This is a genomic window from Candidatus Methylarchaceae archaeon HK02M2 (assembly GCA_024256165.1).
In the GTDB taxonomy this organism is placed as follows: domain Archaea; phylum Thermoproteota; class Nitrososphaeria; order Nitrososphaerales; family JACAEJ01; genus HK02M2.
On sequence record JAKLZG010000029.1, the window covers coordinates 1 to 10,654 of the forward strand.

The 10,654-nt window shown below is 34.9% G+C and carries 11 protein-coding genes; 7 read left to right on the plus strand and 4 right to left on the minus strand.

The annotated features are described in order from the left end of the window. Both L6N96_02610 and mtxX read right to left on the minus strand, forming a co-directional pair. Positions 1–1,147: hypothetical protein (locus tag L6N96_02610; protein MCP8323057.1), on the minus strand; the 1,147-nt coding region annotated here is incomplete at its 3' end. Between the two features lie 16 nt (positions 1,148–1,163). Beyond that, entirely contained in the window at positions 1,164–2,015 is an 852-nt protein-coding gene (mtxX, locus tag L6N96_02615) for a methanogenesis marker protein Mmp4/MtxX (GenBank protein MCP8323058.1), read from the minus strand. Positions 2,016–2,117: 102 nt separating this feature from the next. Between mtxX and L6N96_02620 the strand changes: the two genes are divergently transcribed. The 7 genes from L6N96_02620 (at position 2,118) to L6N96_02650 (ending at position 8,687) form a co-directional block, all read left to right on the plus strand. Further along, positions 2,118–2,978: a radical SAM protein gene (locus L6N96_02620; protein ID MCP8323059.1), complete on the plus strand. Its 861-nt coding sequence runs from the start codon at positions 2,118–2,120 to the stop codon at positions 2,976–2,978. 257 nt (positions 2,979–3,235) lie between these two features. Continuing rightward, positions 3,236–4,231, plus strand: a complete 996-nt coding sequence (locus L6N96_02625; protein ID MCP8323060.1) for an ABC transporter substrate-binding protein — start codon at positions 3,236–3,238, stop codon at positions 4,229–4,231. A gap of 27 nt (positions 4,232–4,258) precedes the next feature. Further along, positions 4,259–5,041: an ABC transporter permease gene (locus L6N96_02630; GenBank protein ID MCP8323061.1), complete on the plus strand. Its 783-nt coding sequence runs from the start codon at positions 4,259–4,261 to the stop codon at positions 5,039–5,041. Continuing rightward, a complete protein-coding gene (locus L6N96_02635) occupies positions 5,038–5,805 on the plus strand; it encodes an ABC transporter ATP-binding protein (GenBank protein MCP8323062.1) in 768 nt (255 codons plus the stop codon). Before L6N96_02630 ends, L6N96_02635 begins: the two co-directional genes overlap by 4 nt. 42 nt (positions 5,806–5,847) lie before the next feature. Further along, the gene (locus L6N96_02640) at positions 5,848–6,870 is read left to right on the plus strand and encodes an ABC transporter substrate-binding protein (GenBank protein ID MCP8323063.1); all 1,023 of its coding nucleotides are present in this window, start codon (positions 5,848–5,850) and stop codon (positions 6,868–6,870) included. Next, positions 6,871–7,911 carry an iron ABC transporter permease gene (locus tag L6N96_02645; GenBank protein MCP8323064.1) on the plus strand — a complete coding sequence of 347 codons (1,041 nt, stop codon included), beginning with the start codon at positions 6,871–6,873 and terminating at the stop codon, positions 7,909–7,911. It begins immediately after the preceding gene. Next, positions 7,908–8,687 (plus strand): ABC transporter ATP-binding protein, encoded by a 780-nt coding sequence (locus L6N96_02650; protein ID MCP8323065.1) that lies wholly within the window; start codon positions 7,908–7,910, stop codon positions 8,685–8,687. Before L6N96_02645 ends, L6N96_02650 begins: the two co-directional genes overlap by 4 nt. Here the strand turns inward: L6N96_02650 and L6N96_02655 are convergent. Both L6N96_02655 and L6N96_02660 read right to left on the minus strand, forming a co-directional pair. Beyond that, positions 8,676–9,908, minus strand: coding sequence for a methanogenesis marker 15 protein (locus L6N96_02655; GenBank protein ID MCP8323066.1), 1,233 nt, complete (start codon positions 9,906–9,908; stop codon positions 8,676–8,678). The genes L6N96_02650 and L6N96_02655 overlap by 12 nt on opposite strands. A gap of 2 nt (positions 9,909–9,910) precedes the next feature. Next, positions 9,911–10,378 (minus strand): methanogenesis marker 5 protein, encoded by a 468-nt coding sequence (locus L6N96_02660; GenBank protein MCP8323067.1) that lies wholly within the window; start codon positions 10,376–10,378, stop codon positions 9,911–9,913. Between the last annotated feature and the right edge of the window lie 276 nt (positions 10,379–10,654).

The following is a 10,654-nucleotide window of genomic DNA, read 5'->3' on the forward strand; positions in this document are numbered from 1 at the left end:
ACCCAAAGCTGGCGAGCGAAAGAGAACCAGCAAAAACGATAGGGCCAAGCAAGAGCATAAAAGAATATAATATCCTCCCAACAGGAAGAATCGCTGCATATAATATCGTTAAAAATATGGGTAACGCGATGAATATCGACATCTCTCTTCTACGTGTTAAAGACTTAAAATCCTTCCTGATCATGGCAACTTCTGCTGAAGTTAAGCCAAGGTAACCTAGGAAACCTTTTGTTGTTGGAGCATAAACGGATGTTGTCACTCTGATAGAAACTTCGGAAGGTGACCAGTACTTTGCTCTTAACTTCTGACTAACCCAGAACAAAGCTAGGCTAAATCCAAGACTCAAAGCGCTATAGCCGATACTTAAAGTGTAATAGTAAGAAGATCCAATTATATTAGCTATCAAAGCATTGATAATAGCCAGAGATGGCCAAACAGGTGGAAAAAACCACAAAAGGACAACTCCTGAAACGATGACTTCTAATATTATGTACATATAATTCACTTGGAACATCGTCATGAATACCACAAGAAATAGAATGGTGATTATTAGACGGCCGAAGATGGCAGACCTTCCTCCGCGTTTATAAAAGGTCGATGAAACTCTATTTAATATTGCGCGTATAACTTCGACTACAAAAGCTCCAATAAATGCTGTCACAAGGCTTAGCATGACGAATAGAACCCATGTCCATATCAGGTCTGCCCAGAGGCTTAAGGCAAGAGTCAAACCGAAAGCTGCAGCTAAGACCCATGATAAAAAGTAGATTGTGGATATAGCTGAACCAAGAACATATTCGGATGGTTTGATAGGCAACCAATTCACTACATCGCTAGAAGATAATCCTGAAGCTTGGCCAAGTTCCCACATTATGCCATATAAAACAATCATTATAAGGATGATCGAAGGTAAACCAATCAATGCTTGGGTTGTAATGGAAGATAGGTCGATAAATTGGGCAAGATCTGTTAATGATAATAGGGCAAGAACTATGATCGCAGGTATCGAGAATGCTAGAATATCAGCAATTGATATAATGATCGGTCTTCTCCAGAAGGTTTTTTGAACTCCAGTCTCCTTAGAAGAAGTTCTCAACAGAGATAGTATGAGTGTGTGAGCAATATGGTATGATGTTTTTAGGTTCATAAACATACACAATTAATTATTGATTTCTAAATACACGTGACATGTAACTAGCAAACGCTAAGGTATCAACATAGTCCTCCATCGCTCTAGAGATATCTATGAATATGTTTTTTGGAATAAGATCTGCGTAAATCGCACCTATGCCTTTACCACCTCCTAAAAATTCCAATGTTCTAAATATCAAGTTCCCACTTATACCATCTGGGGCTAAAATAAACGTTGCCTTTTCATTTATTGCATCCTCAATTAGTATTCCATAGTGCTTTACATTAGGAGTTAATCTCTCTTTAGTAATTTTTAATAACAACTCTCCTTCTTCAAGCGTTCCATCTACTTTAGAAATTCTTCCAAAATCCTCTTTTCTTCCACCTGATAGAATAGCGATTTTAGGCTCGATTGCCAATTTTTTATGTATTTTCAGGGCTTGTTCTAGAAAAATCTGTTTATCCATTAGATCACTCCCTTCATCTATTCCTACTGGTGCAAAGAAGAATAATTCTCCCTTAAAGGTTGAAAGAAGAGCTATTCTGTGCGGAAGAGTTAGACTAAAAGAGGTTTTTATCTCTTTTATAACCTTTTTCGCAGATAAAGAACCCCTAATTCCAGCATCTACATAATTCTCCTTAACTAAATTAACAATTTCAAACCAAGGTTTATCACTATGAACGAATTCTAACTCATCTGTTAAATATCTGCTAATCTTTAATTTATCTCCTACTAAGATTGTTTTGCAAAAACCTTTTTTCTGTGCATTTATTGCAGATGAAATAGTATTAGAAATATAGTCCTCTCTCTCTGAGCTCACTCCTATTGCTATCTTTGCAGACCTCTCTTTGGCAATTTTTCTTATATATTCTAAAGTCAACATTTTTTTTATTTCTCTTAATTTATTTCAAATAATATTTTCTCCAAAATTTTTATTTTTCTATAACATACTTTATATGAACACAATTAATAATATTATTTAGAAATGTCAATAGAACCAAGAGAAGTAAAATTACATCCTTGTTTTAATGAAAAGGCACATATTAATGTAGCGAGGGCCCATCTTCCAGTTGCTCCAAAATGTAATATTCAATGCAACTACTGTTCCAGATATATCGACCCTTTTGAAGTTAGACCTGGCGTCAGTTCAAAAATTCTTAAACCTAAAGAGGCATTAGATTATCTGGGGATAGTAATTGAAGAATTTAAAGAACTTAAAGTTGTGGGGATAGCTGGTCCAGGCGAACCTTTATTCAATGAAGAAACTTTTGAAACTTTAAAACTTGTTCGTGAAAAATATCCAATATTATATTTATGTGTAGCTTCAAATGGTCTCTTACTTCCTAATAAAATAGAAGAATTAGAAAGTATTGGAGTCGAATTTCTTACTATAACTATAAATGCAATTGATCCTGAGATAGGCTCTAAAATATACTCCTTTATTTATTATAAAAATAAAATAATAAAAGGATTAAATGCAGCTGAAATTCTTATTTCTAATCAAATAAAAGGAGTTGAATTAGCTGTTAAAAGAGGAATGAAAATTAAAGTAAATACAGTTCTAATACCTGGAATCAACGATCACCATATTATAGATGTTGCTAAGAAGATTAAAGAGTTAGGAGCATATGTCCAAAACATCATTCCATTGATCCCAATCGGCAAATTTAAAGGAAGACGTCCTCCCACATGCGATGAACTTCAAAGCATAAGAGAGAAATGTGAAAAGATCGTTAAAGAGTTCAGGTTATGTAAAATGTGTAGAGCTGATGCAGTAGGAATTCCGGGTAGGGAGGTGGGCTTTCAGGAAAGACAGTATAAAAATAGCGAATACTTCCACGCTTAATCATTTTTACTACCTACCTATTTTCTATTAACTAATTTCCTCTTAACACCATTTTATTCTATTCTATTATTATCTAACCTATAAATTTCAAGACCTAGGATTATCACTCTTATATTCGGCACCTCTAATTCTTTCTTGGTATACTATATACCAATAATAATGTTATTAAAGATGAATGTATTTATTTGTAAATACAAATATTTATCATATAAGAATAATGTATATATTTATCTCTTTTTAATGATAAGAGTGATAAAATGAACAAAATAAGTAAACCGATATTAACATTGATTGTTCTAGGAGTTCTAATCGGAGGGACCATTGTCGGATATTACATAGGTATTTCTTCCACTTCTTCTGGATTAGAACCAGTACGTATTGGATATTTAGTTGGTGATATTCACCAAATAGAATTTTACACAGCCTATGCTCAAGGATGGTATGAAGAAGAGGGCATCGCTCCAATAAAGAAAGAATACATATTTGGTATGCCCGAAATGATGGATTTTGCTGCTGGTGAGTTGGATGCTGGTTACGTAGGATGTGTTCCAGCATTAATAATGGCAAGTAAAGGAGCTGAAATTGTAATCTTATCTTCATCAAATAAAGAAGGGTCTGCGATAGTTGCCAAGCCTGGAATCAGTAGTGTTGAAGAGTTGGATGGGAAAATTGTTGGAACTCCTGGATTAGGTTCGATTCAAAGTGTTATGATCGAGATGGTCGCAGAAGAATATAATATTACTCTCTCTTATATCCATTTTTCAGTGACTGAACTTCCTCTCGCACTCGAGAGTGGAGATATTGATGCTTACATAGCTTGGGAGCCTTTCTGTGCGGAGGTAGTCGTTAGAGATATCGGAAACGTGATATACACATCTAACGATATTTATCATGATCACCAATGCTGTGTATTTTACGTTTCGAAGAAACTCTATGATGAAAGGCCAGATATAGTAAAGAAGTTAGTTAAAGTTCATGTTAAAGGGTTGAATTATATTCAGGAGAATTCTACCGAAGCAATTCAATTGTTCGTCTCTCTAACCGGTCGAGATATAGAGGTTTGTCAAGAAAGTTGGCCAAGGATGGTTTGGGGCTACTCTGTAAACACCGAAAGTATGATAACCTTCACTAATGCTATGAAAGATCGGGATATGATTTCAGCAGAGGATATTACAGATGCCGAAACTTTTGTGGATGGTCTTATCGATGAAACTATCCTTAATGAGGTCCTTGCCGAATCTGGCAGTATTTAATAACATGAGCTACAGAATATTTCGAATATGGCTCCCAAATACAGAACTTTACTGTATGGTCTTATTACATTCTCGATTTTTCTCTTAATTTGGCAGTTAGTAATTGTATTTTCTTCAACAGTTTTTCTTAAAGATGCAGGTCCTATTGACTCAATTCTAGCCTTGGTAAAGCTCGCTTTAGAAGGAGATGTAGAGGGAATAAGTCTTTTTGATCACACTTTGGCGAGCGTTGTTCGAGTTTTAGCAGGATTTTCAGTTGCATGTATGACTGCTATTCCACTTGGAATATTGATGGGTTTAAGACACGAAATATATGAGAGTTCTAAACCAGTTATTGAATCACTTCGCTTTATACCGCCAATAGCCTGGATACCTTTAGCATTTCTTCTACTTTATGGATTCTCCCGTTATGTATTTTTAATATGGCTCGGTGCTTTCTTTCCCATTTTAGTAAATACTATAACAGGAATAGAAAGAGTAAACCCCACTTTGATCGAGGTTGCCTCAGCCTTTGGGGGAAATAAAAAGCAGATCATCTCAAAAATCGTAGTACCTGGATCTTTACCAGAGGTTGTCGCTGGTATGAGAATCGGCTTAGGAATTAGTTGGATGTGTATCGTTGCTGCTGAAATGGTGGGAGCAGAGGTAACTGGTTTAGGTAGATTGATATTAAAAAGTGCTCATTTAATTCATGTAGACGTCGTTATTGCTGGTATGATTGTTATAGGAATTCTAGGACTCATTATGAACGAAATGTTCTTAATATTTGAAAGAAGAGCGTTTAAATGGCGTAGAGAGGTCAGAGTATGAAAGCAAATAATAAAGTGAAAGTAAGCATCAAGAATGTCTCTAAATCCTTCGATAATTTAAAAGTAATAGATGAAGTATCATTTGATGTATTTGAAGGTCAGTTTATTTGTATAATAGGTCCATCTGGATGTGGGAAGACCACATTTCTAAAGATTGTTGCTGGAATAGAAAAACCTTCTTCCGGATCAATACTCGTTGATGGTTTTCTTTGTAATCCTAAAATTTGCAATATTGGTTTTGTCTTTCAAGAAGAATCACTTTTACCTTGGAGAAATGTATATGAAAACATAAGATTTGGATTAGAAATGAGTAAACGTGATCATTATAATGATTTCTTTAACTCCATTGTTGAAGAAATGATAAAGCTTGTTGGGCTAAATGGTTTTGAAAAGTACTATCCAAATAAGATTTCAGGAGGCATGAAAAAAAGGGTAGCCATTGCCAGAGCTTTAGCTGTTGACCCTTCGATTTTACTGATGGATGAACCATTTGGAGATTTAGATGCACAGACTAGATGGATTATGCATAAAGAGCTTAAATTAATTCATAAAAAACTCAAGAAGACCATAATATTTGTCACTCACAATGTTGAGGAAGCTGTATATTTGGGTGATCTGGTAATTGTCTTTAGTAAGCGTCCAATAAAATTGAGAAAGATCTTACCGATTGAACTTCCGGAGCCTAGGGATAAGCTTAGCGAACAATTCATCAAGTATAGAGAAATGATCATTAGTCTCCTGAGAGAAGAAATAATTTGGATATAAAATTCACTTTAAAAATCCTCTAGGATTGGATAAGGAATTACAATGAAGTTCCCTGTAAAAAAAACAACTATAATCCTGACTACAATTTTCGTTTTTACGATAATAACCTCATATGGGATATATCATTTACTCTCATCAGGTTATATGTCAAATTCAACAGTAACAATACTTGATGGTGAAGGTCGAAAAATAACAATCAACCATCCTGTTGAACGAGTTGTTTCCTTGGCATCTTCAGTATCAGAAATATTTTGTACACTTAATGCTAGTGACATGCTTTATGCTGTAGATCAATATAGCACTTTCCCACCTTACTTGAAGGAGAAAATGGATAATGTGGATAATTTTAATGTTGGCTCTGGAGCAACGCCAAGTATAGAAACGATAGTATATTGTGACCCGGATATAGTTTTTGCATGGCCATACTGCACAGTTATAGATGAGATTGAAGATCGAGGTATTCCTGTTTACATTGTAAAATATCCTGATGATGTGTTTGATATAATTGATCTTATAAAAACGGTTGGATATATTACTGGAAAAGAAGATCGAGCAGATGAAATCTCGAATGTTATGATGGGATATGTGAAAATGGTTGAAAACAGAACTAAAGAAACAGAGCAAAAGCCATTGGTTTATTTTGAACTAAACGAACCTGGTAATACTGGTAACGGATCAACTATTGGTGGTTCTTTAATAAAATTTTCAGGAGGCGTGAACATCGCTGAGAACAGTACATTAAAGTATCTAAAAATGAACAATGAATACATAATTTCTACAAACCCAGATATTATCATAAAATTCTATTATGGTATCGAAACTAATGAAGAAGAGATGAACCAGTTGAAAGAAGATATTATGAATAGACCAGGATGGAGTGTTATAAATGCAGTTAAAAATGATAAAGTTTTCATTATAAATTACGCTGAGTGTTCAACAAGTCCAAGGCTCGTTATAGGATTGGTTCGGTATGCTAAATGGATACATAATGAACTATTTACAGATATAGATGCAGATGTAGTAGCAGAATATGTTTATACAAATATTTATGGATTGAAAACTTAAATGACATCAGAAATTGATGTAAAGAATCTTTACCGAAAGATTAGAAGCACGAAGATTCTCTTTTTATTAATTTTGACTTTGGCACTTGTAATAGTAATAATTTTTTCGATCTGTCTTGGTCCAGTTTCAATCTCTATTCAGGATATAATAAGGATAATTTTTGGAGAGAATTCAGATGAGACTGTTAGAGCGATAATTCTTGATGTAAGGATACCAAGAGTTCTAATGGCTTTTATGGCTGGAACTTGCCTCTCTTTGGCTGGAGCGGTAATGCAAGGATTATTGAGAAACCCGCTTGCTAGCCCTTATGTTTTAGGGGTTGCATCTGGAGCTGCTTTTGGAGCTGCTTTGGCAGTTACTTTGGGTTTACATTTCATTATTGGTGAATATGCGTTATTCATACTTGCATTGATTTTTGCTCTAGTTACGATGTTCATGGTTTATGGGTTGGCAAGTACACGTGGAGTTGAGACTGAAACCTTGATTTTAGCTGGGATAGCAATAGGCTCCTTGTTTAATGCTTTAGTTTCTTTTTTAATATATATATCCGGAGAAAAAATCTATGGAATAGTCTTTTGGCTGATGGGAGGGTTATGGGGTGCGGATTGGGAGCAACTGTTTATAATTTTCCCAGTTTTTTTGGGTGGGATTGTAATCACTTTCAACCGTAGTTGGGATCTAAATGCACTAAGTATGGGCGATGAAGTAGCAATAAATTTAGGTATAAACGTCAAATCTTCAAAAATATTTCTCCTTACTTTGGCTACTTTGCTTACAGCTGTCACGATCTCTTTAACTGGAACGATAGGTTTCATAGGTCTTGTTGCGCCTCATATTGTTAGAATGATGATTGGATCCGATCATAGGTTTTTACTTCCAGCATCAAGCTTGGTTGGAGCAATCCTATTACTTTTCTCAGACACTCTTTCTAGAATGATAATCAACCCTTCAGAAATTCCCGTAGGTATAATTACATCAATAATAGGCGTCCCATTTTTCGTATACTTACTTATGAAAAGAAGGAAAAGTTGGTGGAGATGAAGTTAAGTATTCAAAATCTATACTTCAAATATAGTACTACTAATGTTTTAAATAGGGTAAATTTAGAAGTATATGAAAACGAAGTTGTAAGTATAGTTGGTCCAAACGCTTCAGGGAAGACCACTCTTTTAAGATGTATCAACAAAGTGCTGGAACCTCAAATTGGAAATGTTTTCATAGATGGTAAAGCTATTGCTAAAATGAATGTAAAAGAGCTGGCTAAGGAAATTAGTTGTGTACCTCAAATTCCCCTCAGATCATTTTTACTTACAGTTTTGGATGTCATCTTAATGGGCAGAACACCATATATAAAATGGCAACTTACTAAGGATGATTTAGAGATTGCAGAAGAGTCAATTAAATTAGTAGGAATTGAAAATTTAACATCAAAATATTTCGATGAATTAAGTGGAGGAGAGATGCAGAGGGTTCTAATCTCGAAAGCAATAACTCAGGAACCTAAAGTTCTTCTCCTAGACGAGCCAACAGCCCATTTGGATATTAAAAATCAACTTGAGATATTAGACTTGATTAGAAATCTTGCTATGAATAAAAATATTGCAGTTCTTATGGCTATTCATGATCTTAATCTTGCAGCCAGATTTTCAGATAGAATTTATATGATAAAGAAAGGAAGCATTTTCGCTTCAGGTAGTCCAATGGATATCTTGACTTCTGAAAATATAAAGGAAGTTTATGGCGTTGAAGTAAGGGCAATAAAAAGCGAAAAATCAGTTCATATTATACCAATAAAACCTGTAGGATCATTTGATTAAACCTGAAACAAGTAGTGCTGCACCAACCGCACCAGAATATTGTGATAAAGGTGGAACTATAACCTCCACTCTTAGCATATCCCTTAATGCCTTGTTCAACCCCTTTATTAGAGATGTACCGCCAATCTGTAATACCGGTTCTCTAACTTCGATTTCTTGCATCTGTTGTTCATAGAACTGTTCAGCTACGCTATAACATGAGGCTGCAGCCGCGTCTTCCTTAGTGGCTCCAAATGCGAGTGAAGAAACGAGATCATGTAATCCAAAAACTATACAGTATGAGTTCATCTTAATTTTTGATGGATCTCCTTTAAGTGCAAGTTCTCCAAATTCATCTAATTTAACGCCTAATCTAGCAGATACTATTTCTAAAAATCTACCAGAAGCTCCGGCACATATTCCCCCAACAGTAAAACTATCAGGCAACCCATTATGCAAAGTTACTGCTTTGTTGTCTGCACCTCCTATGTCTATGATAGTTGCATCACCTTCAAGCCTATCAGCCAAATATGCTGCTCCTTTAGCACACACTGTAACTTCTTCCATGGCTAACTTCGCTTTCTCTGAAAAAACCTTTTTTAAAGGGAATCTCCCATAACCTGTAATTCCTATTGCATCTATTTTATCATATGAAATATTTACTTGAGATAAAAGATTGTTTATAACTTTTTTAGCTAGGGTTTCAAAATCTGTGGTTGGAATCCAATCTTGTGCTATGATTTCATTATCTCTCATAATCGCCCCTTTTGTCATCGTAGAACCTGAATCTATTCCCATCGTAATGCCTTCTTGTTTTTTCCTTCCAAACAGTGCTCCTTTCTCAATCATATCTACTAATGCCTCCATTTTTAAGAGAAGATTTCCTGCTTTTGTTTTCTCAGTAAAAGAGTGAGAAATTATTGGTAAACTCGTTTTCTTTTGCAGTATTTTTCGAGTTATAGTTCTTGTTAGGGCTCCTTCAGCACATCGAAAGCATGTAAGGATGAGAACTCCATCGGCTTTACTCTTGCCTTCAATTATAGCGAACGACCTAGCTAGCATCGTCTTTAGTCCACTACTTTTTGGAATGAATGGGATTTCTTCCTCTACACGTCTGATATCATCTAACTCAATTTCAGGGATAAAAATTTTCGCTTCTACGATATCAGCTGCTTTTTCTATCTCTGCTTGAAATCCGCTGTATTCTGTCCCACAAGATATTTGAGCGATTTTTACAACCATTTTTATCCCTTTAATTTTTTAAGAAAACCCATTATGGTGTTGACAAAATCTTCTGCTTCATCCTTGCTTTGAGGATACTTCAAAGATATATAAGGTATTTCTCTATCATAAACTAAATACTTTACAAATTCATTCGTTCTCGCACAACCTTGACATCCAAAATCAAAATCTGGATCATCTACTATTATGGCAGCATCTGCTTCTTGTATTAATTTACCCAACATACTTAAACGGCCTCTGATACCAGATGGCACCTCAACTGCACAATATCCCAAGCCTTCTCTAACATCAGCAGGAGTAATGTTTTTTGGAGGAGAATCTATCTCTGGATTTCTCACTTTATTTCCTATTGCCTTCATGATTGCCAAAGGCTCATGACCAAATTTTTTTACTAAATCATAAAGAATTAAACTATTCGTGGGGCTTATGAATACCTTCAAGGCTTTTTTCTTTTTTATTTTTTTGCTCATCTTGAGCTTTCACTTAACTAAAAATCTTTGATTATTATTTTTTAAATATGCATAAAAATATTTGTTATAACATTTAAAAGCCACAAACAAAAAAATGTCTTGATACAAATGGTTGAAATCCCGGAAGATGTGAAGAAAGTGGCCATAATAGCAGTAAAGAAAAAAACACTCGTTATTGGTACTACCGATAAGAAATGCATCCCAAATACCGTACCATTATCCGCAATAGGGTACCCTAAGATTATCGATGGTGATAAATTTGTATTGGTCGATAAT

Coding starts and splice junctions, on each gene's coding strand:
- mtxX (MCP8323058.1), bottom strand. CDS start 2,015: ATGTTGACTTTAGAATATATAAGAAAAATTGCCAAAGAGAGGTCTGCA.
- L6N96_02620 (MCP8323059.1), top strand. CDS start 2,118: ATGTCAATAGAACCAAGAGAAGTAAAATTACATCCTTGTTTTAATGAA.
- L6N96_02625 (MCP8323060.1), top strand. CDS start 3,236: ATGAACAAAATAAGTAAACCGATATTAACATTGATTGTTCTAGGAGTT.
- L6N96_02630 (MCP8323061.1), top strand. CDS start 4,259: ATGGCTCCCAAATACAGAACTTTACTGTATGGTCTTATTACATTCTCG.
- L6N96_02635 (MCP8323062.1), top strand. CDS start 5,038: ATGAAAGCAAATAATAAAGTGAAAGTAAGCATCAAGAATGTCTCTAAA.
- L6N96_02640 (MCP8323063.1), top strand. CDS start 5,848: ATGAAGTTCCCTGTAAAAAAAACAACTATAATCCTGACTACAATTTTC.
- L6N96_02645 (MCP8323064.1), top strand. CDS start 6,871: ATGACATCAGAAATTGATGTAAAGAATCTTTACCGAAAGATTAGAAGC.
- L6N96_02650 (MCP8323065.1), top strand. CDS start 7,908: ATGAAGTTAAGTATTCAAAATCTATACTTCAAATATAGTACTACTAAT.
- L6N96_02655 (MCP8323066.1), bottom strand. CDS start 9,908: ATGGTTGTAAAAATCGCTCAAATATCTTGTGGGACAGAATACAGCGGA.
- L6N96_02660 (MCP8323067.1), bottom strand. CDS start 10,378: ATGAGCAAAAAAATAAAAAAGAAAAAAGCCTTGAAGGTATTCATAAGC.